This is a genomic window from Mycobacterium vicinigordonae (assembly GCF_013466425.1).
GTDB classification, from domain to species: domain Bacteria; phylum Actinomycetota; class Actinomycetes; order Mycobacteriales; family Mycobacteriaceae; genus Mycobacterium; species Mycobacterium vicinigordonae.
This window is the reverse complement of sequence record NZ_CP059165.1, coordinates 4,840,828-4,862,847: the sequence shown is the minus strand read 5'-3', so window position 1 is coordinate 4,862,847 and position 22,020 is coordinate 4,840,828. Positions and strand designations below refer to the sequence as shown.

The 22,020-nt window shown below is 66.3% G+C and carries 16 protein-coding genes; 11 read left to right on the top strand and 5 right to left on the bottom strand.

Annotated elements, in window-relative coordinates; translation table 11 throughout:
- The first annotated feature begins 47 nt into the window (after positions 1-47).
- The 4 genes from typA (at position 48) to H0P51_RS21635 (ending at position 7,530) form a co-directional block, all read left to right on the top strand.
- A complete protein-coding gene (gene typA / locus H0P51_RS21650; protein WP_180914914.1) occupies positions 48-1,934 on the top strand; it encodes a translational GTPase TypA in 1,887 nt (628 codons plus the stop codon).
- A 124-nt stretch (positions 1,935-2,058) separates the two neighbouring features.
- A complete protein-coding gene (locus H0P51_RS21645; RefSeq protein ID WP_180914913.1) occupies positions 2,059-3,957 on the top strand; it encodes an ABC transporter family substrate-binding protein in 1,899 nt (632 codons plus the stop codon).
- 194 nt (positions 3,958-4,151) lie between these two features.
- Positions 4,152-6,302, top strand: a complete 2,151-nt coding sequence (locus H0P51_RS29025) for a PE family protein (RefSeq protein WP_180914912.1) — start codon at positions 4,152-4,154, stop codon at positions 6,300-6,302.
- A gap of 127 nt (positions 6,303-6,429) precedes the next feature.
- Entirely contained in the window at positions 6,430-7,530 is a 1,101-nt protein-coding gene (locus H0P51_RS21635) for a PE family protein (protein WP_180914911.1), read from the top strand.
- A 23-nt stretch (positions 7,531-7,553) separates the two neighbouring features.
- Here H0P51_RS21635 and H0P51_RS21630 read toward each other — a convergent pair whose 3' ends face one another.
- Positions 7,554-8,168: a TetR/AcrR family transcriptional regulator gene (locus H0P51_RS21630; protein WP_180914910.1), complete on the bottom strand. Its 615-nt coding sequence runs from the start codon at positions 8,166-8,168 to the stop codon at positions 7,554-7,556.
- Positions 8,169-8,226: 58 nt separating this feature from the next.
- On the opposite strand from H0P51_RS21630, the gene mshB reads away from it, so the two are divergent.
- Both mshB and H0P51_RS21620 read left to right on the top strand, forming a co-directional pair.
- The gene (mshB, locus tag H0P51_RS21625; RefSeq protein ID WP_180914909.1) at positions 8,227-9,135 is read left to right on the top strand and encodes an N-acetyl-1-D-myo-inositol-2-amino-2-deoxy-alpha-D-glucopyranoside deacetylase; all 909 of its coding nucleotides are present in this window, start codon (positions 8,227-8,229) and stop codon (positions 9,133-9,135) included.
- A 94-nt stretch (positions 9,136-9,229) separates the two neighbouring features.
- The gene (locus tag H0P51_RS21620) at positions 9,230-9,691 is read left to right on the top strand and encodes a hypothetical protein (protein ID WP_180914908.1); all 462 of its coding nucleotides are present in this window, start codon (positions 9,230-9,232) and stop codon (positions 9,689-9,691) included.
- Positions 9,692-9,725: 34 nt separating this feature from the next.
- Here H0P51_RS21620 and H0P51_RS21615 read toward each other — a convergent pair whose 3' ends face one another.
- A complete protein-coding gene (locus H0P51_RS21615) occupies positions 9,726-10,574 on the bottom strand; it encodes a PE family protein (protein ID WP_180914907.1) in 849 nt (282 codons plus the stop codon).
- 259 nt (positions 10,575-10,833) lie between these two features.
- On the opposite strand from H0P51_RS21615, the gene H0P51_RS21610 reads away from it, so the two are divergent.
- A complete protein-coding gene (locus tag H0P51_RS21610) occupies positions 10,834-13,371 on the top strand; it encodes a bifunctional FO biosynthesis protein CofGH (protein ID WP_180919143.1) in 2,538 nt (845 codons plus the stop codon).
- Positions 13,372-13,443: 72 nt separating this feature from the next.
- On the opposite strand, the gene H0P51_RS21605 is transcribed toward H0P51_RS21610, so the two are convergent.
- The 3 genes from H0P51_RS21605 to H0P51_RS29300 all read right to left on the bottom strand — a co-directional run bounded on the left by H0P51_RS21605 (position 13,444) and on the right by H0P51_RS29300 (position 16,470).
- Positions 13,444-13,776, bottom strand: coding sequence for a hemophore-related protein (locus H0P51_RS21605; RefSeq protein ID WP_180914906.1), 333 nt, complete (start codon positions 13,774-13,776; stop codon positions 13,444-13,446).
- Between the two features lie 304 nt (positions 13,777-14,080).
- Positions 14,081-16,102, bottom strand: coding sequence for an NADPH-dependent 2,4-dienoyl-CoA reductase (locus H0P51_RS21600; RefSeq protein ID WP_180914905.1), 2,022 nt, complete (start codon positions 16,100-16,102; stop codon positions 14,081-14,083).
- Positions 16,099-16,470: a GNAT family N-acetyltransferase gene (locus H0P51_RS29300; RefSeq protein WP_180914904.1), complete on the bottom strand. Its 372-nt coding sequence runs from the start codon at positions 16,468-16,470 to the stop codon at positions 16,099-16,101. Before H0P51_RS29300 ends, H0P51_RS21600 begins: the two co-directional genes overlap by 4 nt.
- Positions 16,471-16,830: 360 nt before the next feature.
- Here H0P51_RS29300 and fdxA point away from each other — a divergent pair, with 360 nt between their 5' ends.
- The 4 genes from fdxA to H0P51_RS21575 are packed head-to-tail and all read left to right on the top strand — an operon-like array spanning position 16,831 to position 22,005.
- Positions 16,831-17,157, top strand: a complete 327-nt coding sequence (fdxA, locus tag H0P51_RS21590) for a ferredoxin (RefSeq protein ID WP_180914903.1) — start codon at positions 16,831-16,833, stop codon at positions 17,155-17,157.
- 36 nt (positions 17,158-17,193) lie between these two features.
- Complete coding sequence (gene dapC / locus H0P51_RS21585; protein ID WP_180919142.1) at positions 17,194-18,279, top strand: succinyldiaminopimelate transaminase; 1,086 nt, start codon at positions 17,194-17,196, stop codon at positions 18,277-18,279.
- A gap of 32 nt (positions 18,280-18,311) precedes the next feature.
- The gene (locus H0P51_RS21580) at positions 18,312-20,690 is read left to right on the top strand and encodes an amino acid permease (protein ID WP_246398129.1); all 2,379 of its coding nucleotides are present in this window, start codon (positions 18,312-18,314) and stop codon (positions 20,688-20,690) included.
- A gap of 55 nt (positions 20,691-20,745) precedes the next feature.
- Entirely contained in the window at positions 20,746-22,005 is a 1,260-nt protein-coding gene (locus H0P51_RS21575) for an alpha/beta hydrolase (RefSeq protein WP_180914901.1), read from the top strand.
- Positions 22,006-22,020 lie beyond the last annotated feature (15 nt).

The following is a 22,020-nucleotide window of genomic DNA, read 5'->3' as shown; positions in this document are numbered from 1 at the left end:
GCCTGCCAGTTCGCCTTTACCAGTCCCTCGCTGCCACAATCACCGACGTGCCATTCCGTAACGTCGCCATCGTCGCCCACGTCGACCACGGCAAAACCACGCTGGTCGACGCGATGCTGCGACAGTCCGGCGCGCTGCACGAACGTGGTGATCTGCAGGAACGCGTCATGGACAGCGGCGACCTGGAGCGGGAGAAGGGCATCACGATCCTGGCCAAGAACACCGCCGTGCACCGCCACAACGGTGACGGCACGGTGACTGTGATCAACGTGATAGACACGCCGGGTCACGCCGACTTCGGCGGCGAGGTGGAGCGCGGCCTGTCCATGGTGGACGGGGTACTGCTGCTGGTCGACGCCTCCGAGGGCCCGCTGCCGCAGACCCGGTTCGTGCTGCGCAAGGCGCTGACTGCGCACCTGCCGGTGATCCTGGTGGTCAATAAGACCGACCGGCCCGACGCGCGGATCGGTGAGGTCGTCGACGCCAGCCACGACCTGCTCCTCGACGTCGCCTCCGACCTCGACGACGAGGCCGCCAAGGCGGCTGAGCACGCGCTGGGTCTGCCCACGCTGTATGCCTCCGGGCGGGCCGGCATCGCCAGCATCACCCAGCCTGCCGATGGTCAGGTCCCCGACGGCGACAACCTCGACCCGTTGTTCGAAGTGCTGATGGAGCACATCCCGGCGCCGGCAGGCGATCCCGAGGCGCCCTTGCAGGCCCTGGTCACCAACCTGGACGCCTCGGCCTTCCTGGGACGTCTCGCCCTGATCCGCATCTACAACGGCAAGCTGCGCAAAGGCCAGCAGGTCGCCTGGATGCGCGAGGTGGACGGGGTGCCCGTCATCACCAGCGCCAAGATCACCGAGCTGCTGGCCACCGAGGGCGTCGAGCGCAGCCCGACCGAGGAGGCGATGGCCGGCGACATCGTGGCGGTCGCCGGATTGCCCGAGATCATGATCGGTGACACGTTGGCCGACCCCGACCACGCCCACGCGCTGCCGCGCATCACCGTCGACGAGCCAGCCATCTCGGTGACCGTCGGCACGAACACCTCACCGCTGGCCGGCAAGGTGTCCGGGCACAAGCTGACCGCGCGCATGGTCCGCAACCGGCTGGACACCGAGCTGGTCGGCAACGTCTCGATCAAGGTCGTCGACATCGGCCGTCCCGACGCGTGGGAGGTGCAGGGTCGTGGCGAGCTGGCGCTGGCCGTCCTCGTCGAGACGATGCGCCGGGAGGGCTTCGAACTGACCGTCGGCAAGCCGCAGGTGGTCACCCGCACTATCGACGGCAAGCTGCACGAGCCGTTCGAGGCAATGACGATCGACTGTCCCGAGGAGTTCGTCGGTGCCATCACCCAGCTGATGGCCGGCCGCAAAGGCCGCATGGAAGAGATGACCAACCACGCCGCCGGCTGGGTGCGGATGGACTTCGTGGTGCCCAGCCGCGGTTTGATCGGCTTCCGCACCGAATTCCTCACCCTGACCAGGGGAACCGGCATCGCCAACGCCGTGTTCGACGGCTACCGGCCCTGGGCTGGCGAGATCCGGGCCCGCCACACTGGGTCGCTGGTCTCGGATCGGACCGGGGTGATCACGCCGTTTGCGCTGCTGCAGCTCGCCGACCGCGGCCAGTTCTTCGTCGAACCGGGACAGGACACCTACGAAGGCATGGTTGTCGGGATCAACCCGCGCCCGGAGGACCTCGACATCAATGTCACCCGGGAGAAGAAGCTGACCAACATGCGGTCCTCGACCGCGGACGTGATGGAGACGCTGGCCAAGCCGCTCGAGTTGGATCTGGAACGGGCAATGGAGTTCTGCGCGCCCGACGAGTGTGTGGAAGTGACGCCGGAGATCGTGCGGGTCCGCAAGGTCGAGCTGGACGCCACCTCGCGCGCCCGCAGCCGCTCGCGCGCCAAGGCCCGGGGTTAGCTTGGCGCCGCGTCGGGCCCATAAACAGCGCCAGCGTAACCACACTGCGAACTCCGACCCGGATTCTCGCGAACCCGTTACGCCCGCGGCGCGTCCTGCGGTCAGACGAGGCCTCGATACCCTGATGAGCGTGCTGCACCGGGCCCGCCATGTGCTGGTGGCGATCGGCGTGGTGGTCGCCGCGATCGGGCTGGTGCTGTCGGGTTGCACGGTGAGTCCGCCGCCGGCACCGCAGAGCACCGATACCCCGCACAGCACGCCGCCGCCACCGCAGCGGCCCACCCAGATCATCATGGGCATCGACTCGATCGGCGCCGGGTTCAACCCGCATCTGCTCTCCGACCTGTCACCGGTCAACGCGGCGATCAGCGCCTTGGTGTTACCCAGCGCGTTCCGGCCGGTGCCCGACGCGAATTCGGCGACGGGTTCGCGTTGGGAGATGGACCCTACCCTGCTGGTATCCGCAGACGTCACCAGTGAAAACCCGTTCACGGTCACCTATAAGATCCGGCCGGAGGCGTCGTGGACGGATAACGCGCCAATCGCCGCCGACGACTTCTGGTACCTGTGGCGACAGATGGTCAGCGAACCTGGCGTGGTGGATCCGGCCGGCTACGACCTCATCACGTCGGTCCAATCGCTCGAGGGTGGCAAGCAGGCCGTGGTCACCTTCGCCCAGCCGTACCCCGCGTGGCGCGAGCTGTTCAGCAACCTGCTGCCCGCCCACATCGTCAAAGACGTCCCGGGCGGCTTCACATCCGGGCTGGCCCGCACCTTGCCGGTGACCGGAGGACAGTTCCGGGTGGAGAACATCGACCCGCAGCGCGACGAGATCCTGATCGCCCGCAACGACCGCTATTGGGGACCGCCGGCGAAACCCGGGTTGATCCAATTCCGCCGCGCGGGAGCGCCTGCCGCGCTGGCCGATTCGGTGCGCAACGGCGACACTCAGGTGGCCCAGGTGCATGGTGGTTCGGCCGCGTTCGCGCAGCTGTCGGCGATTCCCGACGTGCGGACGGCCCGGATCGTCACCCCCCGCGTCATGCAGCTGACGCTGCGCGCGAACGAGCCGAAGTTGGCCGATGCCCAGGTCCGCAAGGCGATCCTGGGGTTGCTCGACGTCGACCTGCTGGCCGCCGTGGGTGCCGGTAGCGACAACACCGTCACCCTGGACCAGGCGCAGGTCCGCTCGCCCAGCGACCCCGGTTATGTGCCGACCGCACCGCCGGCGCTGAGCAGGACGGCGGCACTGGGCTTGTTGGAGGCGGCTGGGTTCCAGGTCGAGAGCACCACGGCGGCGTCTCCTAGTCCGCCGACGCCGGTGAGCACCGAGCCGACCGAGGTGGTGCGCGGCCGGATCAGCAAGGACGGCAAGCAATTGGCGTTGGTCATTGGGGTAGCCGCGAACGACCCGACATCGGTCGCGGTGGCTAACACGGCTGCCGACCAGTTGCGCAACGTCGGTATCGCCGCAAGCGTGCTCGCCTTGGATCCGGTGACGCTGTACCGCGACGCACTGAACAACCACCAAGTCGACGCGCTGGTTGGCTGGCATCAAGCGGGCGGGAACCTTGCCACGTCCTTGGCGTCGCGGTTCGGTTGCCCTGCTTTGCAGGCAACCGCCGTGGCGCCGCCGGGTGCGTCGACGCCACCATCTCCCGGGCCGGTTTCCTCTACCGGGGTGACGGCGTCGGCCGCGCCGGACAGCACTACCGAGCCGCCGACCACGCCCAGCCGCCCGCCGGAGCCCGGCGCGCTGGTGAAGGCGCCGTCCAACCTGACCGGGATCTGCGACCGCAGCATTCAGTCGAATATCGACGCGGCCCTCAACGGATCCAAGAACATCGCCGACGTGATCGTCGCGGTGGAACCACGACTGTGGAACATGGCGACGGTGTTGCCGATCCTGCAGGACACCACCATCGTTGCGGCGGGGCCGAGCGTGCAGAACGTCAGCCTGACCGGCGCGGTGCCGGTTGGGATCGTCGGGGACGCTGCCCAGTGGGTCAAGATCGGGTCGTAGACGCGGGAATCCGATCCGACAGCCCAGGTAGGGCCGTGTTTTGGTTGGCTAATTGCGCGTGCGCCAAATTGTTATAAAAAACTGGTTTGGAATCAGCGTGGATGGGCAACCCCCGGCGTACGTTCGCGCAGGGGCCGTCGGGGGCTGCTGGCCGGGCGGGGGTCATCCAGCAATTCTGCAGGTGAGGGGTCACCATGTCTTTGGTCTTTGTCGAGCCACAAATACTGGCGTCATTCGCGGAGGAGTTGTCCGGAATCGGTTCGTCGCTCACCGCGGCGAATGCGGCTGCCGCCGGGTCGACCACCAGCGTCTTGGCGGCCGCCGCCGACGAGGTGTCGATACAGATAGCGGCGCTGTTCTCCGAGAGCGCCGCGGGCTATCAGCAACTCAGCGCACAGGTCGCGGCTTCCTACGAGCAGTTCGTCAAGAACGTGTCCGCGAGCGCGAGCACGTATCTGGCGGCTGAGGTGGGAGCCGCGCAAAGCCTGGTAAATGGGTTGGCTGCGCCGGCTTTGTCGCTTGACGGGTTTGCTCAGGCGTATGCCGGCTTCACCGCCAACCTGGCCAACGCCGAGATCAACTTCAACCAGTCATTGGTCGGCGGCGAGTTGGCCTTGCAGCGGCTGGTTTTCGGCACCGACAACGCCCTCAATGGTGCCGTCAACGCCGGTTTCAACTTCGCGAACTCGTTCGTGGGCGGCGGACAACAAGTCGTCAATGCCCTGCTGGGAGTGCAGGTGCCGGCCAATTTCGGTGGCAGCCTAGTACTCAACGGATCTGCCACCGGAAATTTCGGCTTCGGGGGTATTTCGGGCGCGTTCAACGCCGCCCTGTCCGGGCTGGGTGCGCAGATCAGCGCGGCCCTGTCGGGCAACCTCAACGCCGCGCTCCCCGACCTGTCGGTGTTGGTGCAGACGGGCAATGCCCTGGTTGCCAACGTCAATGCGGGTCTGGCGGGTCTGGCGCAGACTGGCGGCGCGCTGGCCACCAGCTTGACGGCCGGTCTGTCGAGTCTGGCGCAAGGCGGCGGATCCTTGGCCGCAAACTTCAACGCTGCGCTGGCCGGGTTGAACGCCCAGCTGAATTCGGCGCTGTCGGGCGGCTTCTCCGGTGGGCTGCCGGACATCGCGGCACTGGTACAGGCCGGGCTTGGCGGGTTCGGCGGGAGCTTCGGCGTGAGCCTGCCCGCCCTGGTCGCCAATTTCGGGGCCAACTTGTCAGGCCTCGGTGCACAGCTGAGCGGCGCGTTCAACGGCGCTTTGAGCGGCTTCTTGTCGGGGAACTTCGGTGTCGGCCTTCCCGCCGCTCTAACGCAGACGGGTGCCGCGTTGATCGGCAACTTCAACGCCGGACTCAATGGCCTGGCGGGCAGTCTCAATGTGAACCTCCCCGCGCTGGCGGCCAACTTCAACGCAGGCATCGGGTCGCTCAGCGCCCAGGTCAACGCCGCCCTGTCGGGCGTCCTGCGCGGCGACACCACCGGCCTTACCACCTTGTTGAACACCGTGGCCGGCCTTCCGACCGCTGGGGTGCGAGGTTTCGAGCAACTGCAAAGCGGAATGCTGTCCGGGCTGGTGAACAGCGAGATCGCGTTCAACCAGGGTCTCGTCGTCAACGAGCGGGCTCTGGTCAGCGCATTGCTCGGTCCGGCTGCACTGCTCGGCCCGGTCGGCTATGGCTTCAATGCGGCCAACCTGTTGCTGGGTACCGGTGAGCAACTGGTCAACGCCGTCGTGGGCGCGCCTGCGTCGGTGGGCCTTACCGGCAGCCTGCTGTTCAGCCCCGCGCTCGCTCTCGGCAGCGTCGACTTCCCGATTGGTGGTGGTCTGGCGGGTGTCGCGCACCAGCTGCTGTCGCTCAACGCGGCACTGGGTTTGGTGCCGGGCCTCAACACGTCGCTGTTGGCGCAGCTCGGTCTGACCCCTGCCGGTCTGCAGGGATTGGTCAACAGCCAGCTGGCGTTCAACGCCAATCTGGTCGCCAACGAGCAAGCGCTGCAGCTTGCCATCTTCGGAACCGGTGGCGCGCTCAATGGCGCGGTGAACAATGCCTTCAACGGTCTGAACCTGCTACTCGTGGGAACGGGTCAGGGTGTGGTGAACGCCCTGCTGGGCGCGCCTGCCGTCAATCTGACCGGGAGTCTGTTGGTCAGTGCGCCGGGCGATGTCTTCGGTGGTGTCACGGCCGGTGGGCTGCTTGGCGCGTTCGAGCAGAAGTGGTTGTTCGACGGAGCCGTCATCAGCAGTGTCCTGGCCCCGATCCAGGTGACCCTGACTGGCGGGCTTCCGAACCTGCTCGCCCAGCTCAGTGCCTCGTTGACTGGCGGCGCCACCATCCGGCTGTAGCACGTGAGCAGCGCTATGAAGTTTCTCCAATGTAATTCATAGAAAACCCTCACACTGCTTGCGGTCACTGGCTAACATTGCTTCATCGTGTAAGCCGCTGGCGTGACGAGTGCGGGGAGGGTTCGCGATGTCGTATTTTTCGTTGGCGCCGGAATGGGTAACCGCGGCCGCCGCTGATCTGGCCGGCATCGGATCGAAGCTGGGAGCGGCAGGATCTGCGGCAGCGGGGGTAACAACTTCGGTGTTACCGGCCGGCGCCGATGAGATCTCCGCTGCCGTCGCGGGATTGTTCGGCGCGCACGGGCAGGCGTTCCAGGAAGTCAGCGCTCGCGTGGGGCAGTTCCACGACCAGTTCGTGCAGGCGTTGCGAAACGCTGCCGGCGCATATGCGTCCGCGGAAGCGGCGAGTGTGCAGGCGCTAGCCGCCCCGGGCGGGCTGGCGCAGCAGTTGGAAGCGGCCGTACTGGGATTGCACTCCAACCTATTGGCTGGCGAGCAGTCATTCAACGACATGCTGCTAGCCAACGAATTAGCTTGGGAGAAGCAAGTTTTCGGTACCGACAGCGCATTGAACGGTGCACTGAACCGGGTTTTCAACGCCGGCAACCTGTTGGTGGGCACCGGCGAGCAGGCGCTCAACGTCCTCGTCGGTGCGCGGACGCCGGCGAACTTCATTCCCGGCTTGCTGACCGGCAGTGCGGCTCAGGTATTTAATGGTGGCCAGATCGGCGGACTGGTGGGTGCCTTCGACCAAGCGCTGATGGTCCCAACCGACCTGCTGGGCTTGGTATCAGCTAACGCAGGACCCGCCGCAGCGGTGGGTGCTTCGGTGCAGGCGGCGGCTGCTGCGGCGGCAGGACCGTTCGGGCAGCTGGAATCGGCGCAGCTCGGCTTCAACGCGAATCTGTTGACCCACGAGACGACGTTTAACAACTTGCTGCTGACCAACGAACTAGCCTTCGAAAAGCAGGTTTTCGGCACCGACAGTGCATTGAATGGTGCGCTCAATCGCGCGTTCAACTTCGGGAATCTGATGGTGGGCACCGGGGAGCAGGCGCTGAATGTTCTGCTGGGTGCGCCGACGCCGGCGAATTTCACCGCCAGCCTGCTGACCGGCGGCCCAGCCCAAAGCTTCAACAGCGGCGAAATCGGTGGCTTGCCAGGCATTTTCGGCCAGGGTTTGATCTTTGGTCAGGACGTGCTAGGTCTGCTCGCCGGCAATACCTGACGGTTTGCGTACGGGCTCGGCGCTCAATCAGTTTGTTCGGCAGCGGGTTTCGGTGGGATCACCGTGTCCACCATCATCGCGAGTTCCCGGCGGGTGGGCGGTGTTCCGGTCAGCATGAAGTGCTGATTAATCAATGCCGACCCCACCCGCGCACTCAGTGGCGTGAGCGTTTCAGGGTTCAGGTCGCCTTCGGCGACAGCGGCTTTCAGGATCGACTCGACGATCTTGGTGCGAGGTAGCACAACCGCGTCGGCGAATATGGTGCGCAGCTCCGGCTCGTGGATGAGCTGGCTGATGATCTGCAAGCCCGGGAAGTCAGTCTTGCCGGCTAGCACATCGCGGTGCGCGGTGAACACCGCCAACAAATTCTCGCGGGCTGAACGGCCGGGCCGCGGCTCGGGTAGCGGGGGCAGCGTGTGGATCATGGCGGCATGCACCAGGTCGTGCTTGCTGGTCCAACGCCGGTACAACGCCGCCTTTCCGGTGTGCGCGCGTGCCGCGATGCCTTCCATTGTCAGTCGGCCGTACCCGACGGCCGCCAACTCGGCCACCGTCGCCTCGTACAGCGCGCGTTCCAGAACTTCTCCGCGCCGGCGACTCTGCCGCCTGTTGGGCATCGTGCGGGTGACGTGCGGCATGCCCACGATAGTAGCCGCTGGCGTTCCTATCGTTCACCAAGGTGGGTAGGGTGCGTCCATGGATTCGCCACGGCTGCTGTTTGTTCACGCGCATCCCGACGACGAGAGCATCAGCAACGGCGCCACCATCGCGCACTACACCGCCCGTGGCGCCCAGGTTCGGGTGGTCACCTGCACCCTCGGCGAGGAGGGCGAGGTCATCGGAGATCGGTGGGCCCAACTCGCCGCAGACCATGCGGACCAGCTCGGTGGCTACCGGATCGGCGAGCTCACCCGCGCGCTGCATGCACTGGGCGTCGCCGAGCCGATATATCTGGGCGGTGCGGGTCACTGGCGCGACTCGGGAATGGCCGGCACCCAGCCACGCGGCTCACGCAGGTTCGTAGACGCCGACGAAGCCGAGGCCGTCGGCGCGTTGGTGGCGCTGATCCGTGAACTGCGCCCGCACGTCGTGGTCACCTACGACCCCGACGGCGGTTACGGCCATCCCGACCACATGCGTACCCACGCGGTCACGACCGTGGCGGTAGCGGCCGCCGCGGGATTGGGGGTCGGCGCCAGCGACCACCCCGGTGATCCCTGGGCCGTGCCCAAGTTCTACTGGACGGTCCTTGGGCTCACCGCGGTGGCGTCCGGCCTGCGTGCGCTGACCCATGACGACCTGCGCCCCGGATGGGTGCTGCCACCGGAGGATATTCCGTTCGCGTACCCCGACGACCGCATCACCGCTGTCGTTGCGGCCGACCCGGACGCGCATGCGGCGAAGGTCGCCGCACTGGCCCAACACGCCACTCAGGTTGTCGTGGGCCCCACCGGAAAGGCTTGCGCGTTGTCCAACAACATAACTCTGCCCGTCCTGGCTGAGGAGCACTACGTTCTGGTTGCCGGAGCCGCCGGTGAACGCGACGAACGCGGCTGGGAAACGGATCTGCTGGCCGGTCTGGGCTTCGCCGCCGCAGGCACGTAGGCTAGCTAACCAGGCAGCCACGGAAGGAATTTCTCATGGACCCCGACCTGGATCCCAACCAGCAGCACTGGCAGGACCGCCTCGACAGCCTTCAGTGGGTACTGGGTTCGATCGTCTCGCAGCTCGACAGCGTCCCAACCTGACCGATACCAAGCCACGCGCCGTCCCGGCCGAAGAGACGAGCGCGACGGACCCCGCTATCCGTGCCGTTGTACTTGCGTTGTTGGCCGTCGACGGCGTGCTCTCCGCAATGGCCGGCGCGATGCTGCTGCCTTGCTATATCGGCTCCATCCCATTTCCCGTGAGCGCCTTGGTCAGCGGGTTGGTCAACGCCGCGCTGGTCTGGGCCGGGGGCCGGTGGACGACGTCGCCCCGAGTTGCCGCGTTGCCGCTGTGGACCTGGTTGTCGACGGTGGCGGTACTGAGCCTGGGCGGTCCGGGTGGCGACATCGTCCTGGGCGGCCAAGGTGTGATGGCCTACGGCGCGTTGCTGCTGATCGTCTGCGGGGTGGCGCCGCCGGTGTGGGTGCTATGGCGGCGTTACCGCCGTCGCTGAGGCGCCATGGCGCCGATCAACGTGCAGTGCTGCCTCAGGGCAGCGGCGGCAGCGGCGGGAAGAAGCTGAGGAACCAGTAGGTTTCGGTTTGGATGAACTGGTTGATCGATGCCGTGGTGGCCGACCAGAAGTTGCTCAGGCCCTGGCTGAGGCCGATGGTCCCGCTGAGCCAGTCGAGGGTGTTGAACAAGCCACTTTGCACTATCGGCTCGACGAGGTAGTAGAAGAAATTGATCTGCGGCGCCAGGAGGCCGACCCACGGCACCCAGCCCGCCACATATGCCGCCAGGTTGACGCCGTACGCCACCCAGGGCTCAACCGTGTTGTACAGGTTCTCGATCGCGGTGGCCCACGACACCGGCAGGACGGCGGCCGGTGCCGCGGCGGCGGGACCCAGTAGTCCGCCGGCCAAGCCGCTGATTCCACTAGTCGGCCGCAGTGCCAGCGCGCCGAGCAGGTTGGTGGAACCTTGCGAGAAGAGGCGCTGCAGCTGCGCGCCGGCGCTGGCAGCGACATTCCCGACGGCCGTGCCGGGGCCCATCAGCGGGTGCCCCAGCAGCTGGGCGGCAGGGGTGTTCACCGCACTCGTCAGCGCCGCCGCGGCGTTCGATTCGGCGCTGGCGTAAGCCTGTGCACTCGCGCTCATGGATTGCACGATCTTGTCGTGAAACGCCGACACCTGGGCGCTGAGTTGCTGGTATCCCTGGCCGTGCGACGAGAACAGCGCGGCGACCTGGGTGGAAACCTGGTCGGCGGCTGCGGCCACCACACCAGTGGTGGGGAGTGCCGCGCTCGCATTGGCTGAGCTAATTTCCGTTCCGATGTCGGCGATAGACGTTGCCGCCGCTTTCAGCGCATCCGGCCCCACATGCAAAAACGACATCTCACCCACCCCCTACTTGATACCAGGAAGCTGGAATCGTACCGCGGTCATCGACCGCTGATGTCGCGCTTGAGCAAACAGGGGAGCCGGTGCGCGCGTCCCGGTCAGTCATGGGTGCTCGCCACCCTGCCGCTACTGTTGCGCGTATGGCACCAGGGACGCCTACGTTTCACAAGGTGGACGCGCGGATGAAAATGCGGCGCGGGAAAGTTACACCAACGTGTCGGTAACACCGGAGCCCATCGCTCTGCCCGATCCCATGCCTGCCGTGCCGTCCCAGGCCGGGCATTCCGCCTCGGCGTTGCGCCGAGTGTTGCGCAGGGCCCGCGACGGTGTCGCACTGAACATCGATGAGGCGGCGATCGCGATGACCGCGCGCGATGAAGATCTCGCGCAGCTGTGCGCGAGTGCGGCGCGAGTGCGCGACGCAGGCCTGGAGTCGGCCGGGCGACGTGGCCGGGCGGGCCGGTTGCCGATCAGTTACTCGCGCAAGGTGTTCATCCCGGTCACCCACTTGTGCCGGGACACTTGCCACTACTGCACATTCGTCACCGTCCCGGGCCGGTTGCGCGCCCAGGGCATCGGCTTGTACATGGAGCCCGACGAGATTCTCGATGTAGCGCGCCGCGGCGCCGAACTCGGTTGCAAGGAAGCGCTGTTTACCCTCGGCGATCGACCCGAGGACCGCTGGAGCGAAGCCCGCGACTGGCTCGACGAGCGCGGTTACGACTCGACGCTGTCCTATGTGCGCGCGATGGCGATCCGGGTACTCGAGGACACCGGGCTATTGCCGCATCTAAATCCTGGCGTTATGACCTGGTCGGAGATGTCGCGGCTCAAGCCGGTGGCGCCGTCGATGGGCATGATGCTCGAGACCACTTCGCGGCGGTTGTTCGAGACCAGAGGCCTGGCGCACTACGGCAGCCCGGACAAGGACCCTGCGGTCCGATTGCGGGTGTTGACCGACGCCGGTCGGTTGTCCATACCGTTTACCACCGGCCTGCTCGTGGGCATCGGCGAGACGCTGGCCGAACGCGCCGAGACGTTGCACGCGATCCGTAAGTCGCACAAGGAGTTCGGGCACATTCAGGAAGTGATAGTGCAGAACTTCCGGGCCAAGCAGCACACCGCGATGGCCGCTGTGCCCGACGCCGGTATCGACGACTACCTGGCGACGGTGGCAGTGGCAAGGCTGGTGCTCGGACCTAGCATGCGGATCCAGGCGCCGCCGAATCTGGTGTCACGCGAGGAATGCCTAGCTCTGGTCGCCGCCGGTGTCGACGACTGGGGCGGCGTCTCGCCGCTGACGCCCGATCATGTGAATCCCGAACGGCCCTGGCCCGCCTTGGATGACCTGGCCGCGGTCACCGAACAAGCGGGTTATGACCTGGTGCAGCGGTTGACCGCACAACCCAAATACGTTCAGGCCGGCGCGGCATGGATCGACCCCCGGGTGCGCGGACACGTTGCGGCACTTGCCGATCCGGCTACGGGGTTCGCCCGCGACGTCAACCCGGTCGGCATGCCGTGGCAGGAGCCCGACGACGTGGCCTCCTCGGGCCGGGTGGACCTCAATGCGGCGATCGACACAGACGGGCGCAACACCGAGGCCCGTAGCGACCTCGACAGTGCCTTCGGCGACTGGGAATCCATCCGCGACCGGGTGAATGAGCTGGCGGCCCGCGCCCCGGAACGCATCGACACCGATGTGCTGGCAGCGCTGCGCTCGGCGGAGCGCGACCCGGGCGGCTGCACCGATGACGAGTACTTAGCGTTGGCCACCGCCGATGGGCCGGCGCTGGAAGCCGTGACGGCACTGGCTGATTCGTTGCGTCGCGAGGTAGTGGGCGACGACGTGACGTTCGTGGTCAACCGCAACATCAACTTCACTAACATCTGCTACACAGGCTGCCGATTCTGCGCCTTCGCGCAGCGCAAGGGCGACGCAGACGCGTACTCGTTATCGGCGCAGGAGGTGGCCGACCGCGCCTGGGAGGCGCACGTCGCCGGTGCCACCGAGGTCTGCATGCAGGGAGGCATTGACCCGGAGTTGCCGGTCACCGGTTATGCAGACCTGGTGCGCGCGGTCAAAGCGCGCGTGCCCTCGATGCACGTGCATGCGTTCTCCCCGATGGAGATCGCCAACGGGGTGACCAAAAGTGGACTCTCCGTGCGGGAGTGGCTGACCAGCCTGCGCGAGGCTGGCCTAGACACCATCCCCGGCACAGCTGCCGAGATCCTCGACGACGAGGTGCGCTGGGTGCTAACCAAAGGCAAGTTGCCGACGTCGTTGTGGGTGGAGATTGTGACTACTGCGCACGAAGTGGGGCTGCGGTCGTCGTCGACGATGATGTACGGGCACGTCGACAGCCCCCGGCATTGGGTGGGGCACCTCAACGTGCTGCGCGGGATTCAGGATCGTACCGGCGGCTTCACCGAGTTCGTGCCGCTACCGTTCGTGCACCAGAATTCGCCGCTTTACCTGGCGGGGGCGGCGCGCCCCGGGCCCACCCACCGCGACAATCGCGCCGTGCACGCGTTGGCCCGAATCATGTTGCACGGCCGTATTTCGCACATTCAGACCAGCTGGGTAAAGCTCGGTGTCGAGCGCACGCAGGTGATGCTCAACGGCGGCGCCAACGACTTGGGCGGCACCTTGATGGAGGAGACAATCTCGCGAATGGCCGGCTCCGAGTACGGGTCTGCCAAGACGGTGGCCGAGTTGGCCGCGATCGCCGAGGGGATCGGTCGGCCGGCACGTCAGCGCACCACGACGTACGCCTCACAGGCCGCATAAAACCGCGAGCGTAGCGCCATCCCTGCTCCGGGGAGCGGGGCTTGCGGCGCTACGCCCGCGGTGATGTAGAACTCAGTAGTTGTTGCAGGTGTCAGCGACCACGACGAGGTCGTTGACGTACTGCTGTGCGCCCGGCATCGCAGACAGCTGCGCGGCGATCTGCCGGCGGCCCTGCGGTCCCGAGCTGAGGAACTGGTTCAGCTTGGCCACCGCGATCGGGCTAGCGGAAATTTGCGCTGCCGCCGCCGGGTCCGTCGCGTTGAGCGCGGCCATCACCTGTCCGTAGTTACAAGTCGTGTTGATCGCCGCGTCGAGCGGATCCGCGGACGCGATTCCGGCACCGAAGCCCAGCGACACGGCCGCCGCACCAGCGGCGACACCCATTCCGATTACCGACAACCTCATGTGTGGACACCTTCCCCAACTATTGCACCGCCAATACAAGACGGCGACGACATTTGCCCATCGGTTGCCGTCTTTCGTCGAAGATACCAGGCCCCGTGAGCGTGCTTCCATCGAAATTGATATCGCCAGACTCGCTGTCGGCGTAACTCTTCGCAGCTCAGGGCCTAGATTGCTGCTAGTTTCGCGCTGGGCGAAATGAGTGACTCCGGCCCAAACCACAGCGGGGTCTTAAGGTGCTCATAGACTCGCCCAGACTTGCCCCGGCGTAGTTCGACCATCCCGAGTGTCCGACGATTCCGAACGTCTACAGTCTGGCTGCGAGTTCCGTACCCTGCTTGATCGCTCGCTTGGCGTCCAATTCGGCGGCGATAGCAGCCCCGCCGATGATGTGCGGATCCACGCCGACGCGGCGCAGACCGTCCTCCAAGTCGCGCACCGACTCCTGGCCGGCGCAAACCACCACGGAGTCCACGGCGAGCAGCCGCGGCCGCTGCCGGTCCGGGCCGAAGCTGATGTGCAGGCCGTCGTCGTCGATCCGTTCGTAATTGACTCCGCACAGCTGGTGCACGCCCTTGGCCTTCAACGAGGCCCGGTGCACCCATCCGCTGGTCTTGCCCAGCCGCTTGCCCTGCGGGCCGTTGGTCCGCTGGAGCAGGTACACCTCCCGGGCCGGAGGGGCGGGCAGCGGCGTGGTCACGGCGCCGCGCGCCTCCCGGGGATCGACCACCCCCCATTCGGCCTTCCATTCTTTGAGGTTGAGGGTGGGCGACTCGTCGGTGACCAGTAGCTCGCAGACATCGAAACCGATGCCGCCGGCGCCGATGACGGCTACCGTCTTGCCGACCGGCTTGGCTCCGGTGATCGCCTCGGCGTAGGTCAGCACCTTGGGATGGTCGATGCCGGGGATGGCTGGCAGGCGCGGCATGACGCCGGTCGCAAGCACCACGTGGCGGTAGTCGGCCAGGTCGGCGGCACCGACCCGGGCGCCCAGCCGGACCTCGACCCCCAACTTGGCCAGCATGGTGGCGAAGTACCGGATGGTTTCGCTGAACTCCTCCTTGCCGGGAATGCGCCGCGCCAGGTCGAATTGGCCGCCGATGAAGTCGTTGGCGTCGAACAGGGTGACTCGGTGTCCGCGCTGCGCGGCGCCGACGGCAGCGGCCAGACCGGCCGGGCCGGCACCGACGACGGCCACTGCCTCCGTGCGCCGGGTCGGTGTGAGTACTAGCTTCGTCTCGTGCCCGGCTCTCGGGTTCAGTAGGCACGACACCGTCTTCTTGGCGAACGCGTGGTCCAGACAGGCCTGATTGCAGGCGATGCAGGTGTTGATCTCGTCGGCGCGTTCGGATTGCGCTTTGAGCACCCACTCGGGATCGGCCAACAGCGGTCGAGCCATCGATACCAGTCGAACGTGGGTGTCGGCCAGGATCTGTTCGGCGGCTTGCGGCATGTTGATCCGGTTGGAGGCGACGACCGGGATGCTGACGTGCTCGGCCAGTGCGCTGCTGATGTCGACGAACGCGCCGGCTGGCACCGACGTCACGATCGTCGGCACCCGGGCCTCGTGCCAGCCGAAGCCGGAATTGATGATGGTCGCTCCAGCCGCCTCCACCTCAATTGCCAGCGCGACGATCTCGTCCCAGCTTTGGCCGTCTTCGACGTAGTCGGCCATCGACATCCGGTAGCAGATGACGAAGTCGGACCCCACCGCCTCGCGGGTGCGGCGCACGATCTCGACCGGGAACCTGCGGCGGTTGGCTGGCGAGCCGCCCCACGAATCGGAACGCTTGTTGGTGCGCGGCGCCAGGAACTGATTGACCAAATAGCCTTCACTGCCCATGATTTCGACGCCGTCGTAGCCCGCCGCCCGGGCCAGCTGGGCGCAGCGCACGAAATCGGCGATCGTGGACTCGATACCGCGGCGGGTTAGCGATCGGGGCCGAAATGGGTTGATCGGGGCCTTGATCGAGGAAGCGCTGACCGAAAACGGGTGGTAGGCATAACGTCCGGCGTGCAGAATTTGCAGCAGAATCTTGCCGTCCTCTTCGTGCACGGCGGAGGTGACGCCACGGTGGCGGCGGGCTTGAGCGGCAGAAGTCAGGTCTGAGGCGAACGGCAACAGCCAGCCGGTGCGGTTTGGGGCGTAGCCGCCGGTGATGATCAGTCCGACGCCGCCGCGCGCCCGCTCGGCGAAGTACGCGGCCAGTCGATCGATGTGGCGGGCGCTGTCTTCCAGTCCGGTGTGCATCGACCCCATGACCACTCGGTTGCGTAGCGTGGTGAAGCCGAGGTCCAACGGGGACAAGAGGTTTGGATAGGGTGTCATGGTTGTGCACCCGCCGCGGGACCCAGGTAGGCGAAGATCGGGAGGCGGCGTTGTTCGTCGATGGTCAATTCCCATTCGCCGACTCGGTGCCAGCCAAGACGTTCGTATAGGCGGATGGCGGCGACGGCCTGTTGCGCAACTTCCAGTACGGGTTGGACAGCTAGTCCATGCGCGTAGCGTGTCGCTTCGGCCGTCAACGCTTCGCCTAGGCGCTGTCGGCGATGCGCCGTGGACACAAAAAGCCGGCTCAGTTCCAGCAAGTGCTCCGCGGCGATGCCCGAGGCGGCCGTCCACCTATCACTGGCTGGGCTGTCGGGTAGGCCGTGCAGCGCGACGTGGCCTCGGATGCGCGACGTAACGTCCCGCACGACCCACGAGACGAGCTCCCTTTTCGATGCGATCCAACGCGCAGGATAGGACGGCCAGAATTTCGGGTAGCCGTCTGCAACATGGACACCGCGCAAAAGTTCGACACACTCGGGCAGGTCCCCGGGCTGCCGCGGCTCGACCCTGTACGACGGCGTCACGCGCCCAACGGTCACCCGGCCATTGTCACAGACGGCGTCGTCGCCGACTGGACACATTTACGGGCGTGCCCTTTCACCGGGTGTATGTGCAACGTCTAGTATCAGTAATCAATTGCAGTACCGGTCCGCCTCCTGGAAGCCCCTGGGCGGCGCGACCGACAGCCCACAGTCGTACCTGGAGGACACGTTGAGGAGACGTCCGTGACGTACGTGATTGCCCAGCCTTGCACCGACATCAAGGACAAGGCGTGCATTGAGGAGTGCCCGGTGGACTGCATCTACGAGGGTGCCCGGATGCTGTATATCCACCCCGATGAGTGCGTCGACTGTGGCGCCTGCGAACCGGTCTGCCCGGTCGAGGCGATCTATTACGAAGACGATGTGCCCGAGCAATGGGGCCAATACACGCAGATCAACGCCGACTTCTTCGTCGAACTGGGATCTCCGGGCGGCGCGGCGAAGGTAGGCCAGACCGACAATGACCCGCAAGCGGTCAAGGATCTGCCGCCGCAGGGCGAGGACGACTAGAGCGACCTGGTGCTGCAGCCCCGGAAGGGCGTCGCATTGTCGGCCGCTCTGCCCGAGTTCCCGTGGGACACCCTGGCCCAGGCGAGGGCCAGGGCCGCAGCGCACCCGGACGGGATCGTCGACCTGTCCGTGGGCACTCCGGTCGATCCGGTTGCGCCGCTGATCCGAGACGCGCTGGCGGCGGCGAGCTCAGCTCCGGGCTACCCCGCGACCGCGGGCACCCCGCAGCTCCGGCAGTCGGCGGTGGCGGCACTGACCCGTCGCTACGGCGTCACCGGGCTGGCCGAGTCCGCGGTGCTGCCGGTGATCGGCACCAAAGAACTCATCGCCTGGCTGCCGACCTTGCTTGGGCTAGGCGAAACGAGCGTGGTGGTGGTGCCCGAGCTCGCGTACCCGACCTATGAGGTCGGTGCGCGGTTGGCCCGAGCGCAGCTGGTGCGCGCGGATTCACTGACCCAGCTGGGCCCGCAGACCCCAGCACTGGTGTACCTGAATTCGCCGAGCAACCCCACTGGCCGGGTGCTGGGCGTCGACCATCTGCGCAAGGTCGTCGGATGGGCGCGCGAGCGTGGAGTATTGGTCGCCTCCGACGAGTGCTACCTGGGACTGGCCTGGGACGCCGAACCGCAGTCGGTGCTGCACCCGGCGGTGTGCGGCGGCGATCACACCGGGCTGCTCGCGGTCCACTCGCTGTCCAAAACGTCGTCGCTGGCGGGGTACCGGGCCGGGTTCGTCGCCGGCGACCCGCGGGTGGTCGCCGAGTTGCTGGCGGTGCGCAAGCATGCGGGGATGATCGTGCCGACGCCGGTGCAGGCCGCCATGGTGGCCGCGCTCGACGACGACGACCATGAGCGCCAGCAGCGGGAGAGGTACGCCCAGCGGCGCGCGGTGATGTTGCCTGCGCTGCGCGCGGCGGGCTTCACCATCGACCATTCGGAGGCGGGTCTGTATCTGTGGGCCAGCCAGGGGCAGGACTGCCATCAGACGGTCGGCTGGCTCGCTGAACGCGGCATTCTGGTGGCCCCGGGTGACTTCTATGGTCCCGGTGGTGCATGGCATGTGCGGGTCGCCCTGACCGCCACCGACGAGCGCATCGCCGCGGCGGTCGAGCGCCTGCGTTAACAGCACGCCCGTCGCACGGCAGAATGCGCTGTGTGACAGATTCAGCTGACAATTCGGTCGGCAAGCTGCGGATCCCGTTGTCCACGGGCGACATCCTCAAGCGGGTGTTCCTGGGCAAACCGCTGATCACCGAGAAGCTCGCCGAGGAGCGCTTGTCGAACCCGGTCGCGCTGGGTGCTTTGTCACCGGATGCGATCTCGTCGACCGCCTATGGCCCCGAGCAGATCCTGATCGAACTGCTGCCAAACGCGGGACTGGCAGCGTTCGCGTTGCTGCTGCCTATCACCGGCGTGATCCTGCTGATCCTGGTGCTGGTGGCCGCCTCATACCGGCAGGTGGTGATGGCCTACACGCGGGCCGGCGGCTCCTACATCGTGGCGCGCGACAATTTCGGGCCACGGGTCGCGCAAGTTGCCGCCGCAGCGCTGCTGATCGACTATGTCGTCACGGTGGCAGTGCAGTCGGCGGCCGGGACCGTCGCGGTGGTCTCCGCGCTGCCGATGCTCGGGCCCTTCAGCCTGGAGATCACGGTGAGTGTAGTCCTGTTCATTTGCTTCTTGAACCTGCGCGGCATGCGGGAAGCCGGAGCGCCTTTCGCGTCCGCTACGTATTTCTTCATCGCTATGATCACTGCCACGATCGTGACCGGCGTTGTGCGCCAAATCTTCTGGGGACTGCCCACGTATGATCCGACGCATCTGCCCGGAACTGTGCCGGTGCATCAGGGCAACGGGCTGGTAATGGGCGCCACGATCCTGGTGCTGCTGCGCGCGTTCGCCAATGGCGGCTCGTCACTGACCGGTGTCGAGGCGATCTCCAACACCGTCGAAGTCTTTCGGAAACCGGAGGGCCGCAACGCACGTCGGGTGCTCACCGCGATGGCCGCCATCCTGGGCTTTCTGCTGGCAGGCGTGGCCTACCTGGCCCATGCGACCCACGCCACACCGTATCTGACCGAATACCCCTCGGTACTCTCGCAAATTGGCCGCGCGGTCTTCGGCAACGGCGCGATAGGCAATGTTTTCTTCATCCTGGTGCAGGCCTCCACCGCGGCGATCCTGTTCACCGGCGCCAACACCAGCTTCAATGGGTTTCCGGCACTAGCCAGCTTCGTGGCCGAAGACCGTTTCCTGCCAAGACAGTTGATGAAACGCGGGCATCGGCTGGTGTTCTCCAACGGCATCATCGCGCTCACCACGCTGTCGGTGATATTGCTGGTGGTGACGGGCGGCTCGGTCAACGCACTGGTCCCGTTCTACGCGATCGGCGTGTTCACCGGCTTCGCGATGGCCGGCTACGGAATGACCAAACATCATCTGACACAACGGGAATCGGGTTGGCGACACCGACTGATGATCAACCTGTCCGCAGGAATTCTGTCGACTATCGTGGTGGGGATCTTCGCGGTGGCGAAGTTCACCGAGGGGGCCTGGCTGGTTGTCGTCGTCTTTCCCTTGCTGGTATTCCTGCTGATCCGGCTCAACCGTGAATACCGCGCCGAGGCGGCGATTTTAGAGATGTTCCGCACCGACCGTCCTGAGCTGGTGAAGTACGCACGGCACCAGGCGTACATCTTCGTTAATTCGGTCGACCTCGCCGTGCTCGAGGGACTGCGGTACGGCAAGGGATTGCGAGCCGATGAGTTGATCGCGGTGCACTTCATGATCGACGCGGACCATGCCGCCAAACTGCGAAAGCGTTGGGACGATTTTGATCTGGACACCCGACTGCGAGTGGTGGATTGCCCCGACCGCCGGATCACCCGTGCCGCGCAGGTCTTGGTGGCAAAGGCGAGCAAGGAGCATCCCGACACCAACGTAACGGTCCTGTTGCCGCGCCGGACCTACGCGCCGCTGCTGGGCCGGCTGCTGCACGACCGCACCGCGGATAAGATCGCCCGCGCAGTCAGCCTCATCCCCGACGCCGCGGCGACGATCGTGCCCTACGACGTGCAGTCGCGCATCAAGGACGCCTATCCCGAACGCCTGGAGCAGCGAATCGCCCGCGAGATTGACAAGATCGGCGAATGGGTGTCGCAAGGTGAGGACCGCAGCGTCGAGGCCTACGAACATCCGTCTCGGTCGCAGACGGTGATCACGGTGGCGGCGCTCATCCCCGGCCAGAACGCGACCTTCGAGGGACGGGTCAGCGAGATCGAGGACATCGCCAAACGCCGGGGCACCTTCCGCTGGATCGTCGTCGGCGACCAGACCGGCGATGTCCGCATCAGGTTCCGGCCCGAAGGCGGCGGGGCCGACATCCAGCCCGGTCAACTGCTGCAGGTCACCGGCAAGGCGCGACACAGCGGCGACCGGCCGATGTGGATGGCCGACCCCGACTATCGGATCCTCGAGCGTCCACCCGAAACCCATGACGCCGGCGGCTCGGGGGAGGCGGGGCAAACCGGGTGAAAAGGCGCCAGGCCGAAGCAGTTAGATTGGGTAAGGAATACCGGGAGGGAACCCAATGAAGCGGATCGCAGCTGTCTTGCTGTCACTAGCCGGGGTGGTGTTCGCCGTCAACGGCTACCGCCCGGTCAGCAGGAAGGGGTACCAGGCCGGTTACGCGTTCGGCTCCGGGCTGTTCGCCTCCGAGCTTCCGGTGCATTCGCTGGCCGCGCAGGCCGCCGCACTGACCGCGCTGTCCCACCGGTTATCCACGCGCGAGCGCCTACTCGCCTGGATTCCAGCGGTGCTGTCCTGGCTGGGTCTGCTCGGTCTGCACCGCAGTGGCAAGGCGGCGCACGAGCACCTGACCTCTGCACTGGACGACGGGCTGGGCGCCGAGCGGCGCACCGAGGCCGGCGACCTGTGGCAACGGCCGGCGCCGGGCGGCGCCACCGCCAAGAAGCCGGGCGTGGTCCGGATGATGCGGGTCTACCGTGACTACGCCCATGACGCAGACATCAGCTACGGGGAGTACGGCTCACGTAACCACCTCGACATCTGGCGTCGGCCCGACCTCGACCGCGACGGCGCGGCGCCGGTGTTGCTTCAGGTACACGGAGGCGCCTGGATGGTGGGAAACAAACGCGGGCAAGCACATCCGCTGATGAGCCACCTGGCCGAACTCGGCTGGGTTTGCGTATCCGTCAACTACCGGCTCAGCCCGCGCTCGACCTGGCCGGACCAGATCGTCGACGTCAAACGCGCCATCGCCTGGACCAAAGGGAACATCGCCCAATACGGCGGAGACCCGGGCTGGATCGCCATCACGGGCGGTTCGGCGGGCGGCCATCTGTCCTCACTCGCCGCGTTGACACCCAACGAGCCGCTGTTCCAGCCCGGTTTCGAAGACGCCGACACTCGCGTGCAGGCGGCGGTGCCGTTCTACGGCTTCTACGACTTCACGCGGGACGACGCGGTGCATCCGATGATGCCGGCCATGATGGGCAAGCGGGTGTTCAAGCTCGGCCGCGCCGACATCGCCGAGCCGTTCCGGCTGGCCTCGCCGATCACTCATGTCGGCGAACACGCGCCGCCGTTCTTCGTGTTGCACGGCACCAACGACTCGCTGATCCCAGTCGAACAGGCACGTAGCTTCACCGCGCGGCTGCGCGAAGTCAGCCGCCAGCCCGTGGTGTACGCCGAATTGCCCGGGGCACAGCACGCTTTCGACATCTTCGGCTCGGCCCGTGCCGCGCACACCGCGGTGGCTGTCGAACAATTTTTGGCCGAGGTTTACGTGTCTGCACATGCGCAAGATCGCGCTTACGGTATCGCCTGATCGCTACCCCTCGAT

Excerpts from the sequence above, each read along its gene's own strand:
- H0P51_RS21610 (WP_180919143.1), top strand. The coding sequence starts at position 10,834 with ATGCCTGCCGTGCCGTCCCAGGCCGGGCATTCCGCCTCGGCGTTGCGC.
- H0P51_RS21645 (WP_180914913.1), top strand. The coding sequence starts at position 2,059 with ATGAGCGTGCTGCACCGGGCCCGCCATGTGCTGGTGGCGATCGGCGTG.
- H0P51_RS29025 (WP_180914912.1), top strand. The coding sequence starts at position 4,152 with ATGTCTTTGGTCTTTGTCGAGCCACAAATACTGGCGTCATTCGCGGAG.
- H0P51_RS21635 (WP_180914911.1), top strand. The coding sequence starts at position 6,430 with ATGTCGTATTTTTCGTTGGCGCCGGAATGGGTAACCGCGGCCGCCGCT.
- H0P51_RS21575 (WP_180914901.1), top strand. The coding sequence starts at position 20,746 with ATGAAGCGGATCGCAGCTGTCTTGCTGTCACTAGCCGGGGTGGTGTTC.
- H0P51_RS21615 (WP_180914907.1), bottom strand. The coding sequence starts at position 10,574 with ATGTCGTTTTTGCATGTGGGGCCGGATGCGCTGAAAGCGGCGGCAACG.
- H0P51_RS21605 (WP_180914906.1), bottom strand. The coding sequence starts at position 13,776 with ATGAGGTTGTCGGTAATCGGAATGGGTGTCGCCGCTGGTGCGGCGGCC.
- mshB (WP_180914909.1), top strand. The coding sequence starts at position 8,227 with ATGGATTCGCCACGGCTGCTGTTTGTTCACGCGCATCCCGACGACGAG.
- H0P51_RS21630 (WP_180914910.1), bottom strand. The coding sequence starts at position 8,168 with ATGCCGCACGTCACCCGCACGATGCCCAACAGGCGGCAGAGTCGCCGG.
- H0P51_RS21600 (WP_180914905.1), bottom strand. The coding sequence starts at position 16,102 with ATGACACCCTATCCAAACCTCTTGTCCCCGTTGGACCTCGGCTTCACC.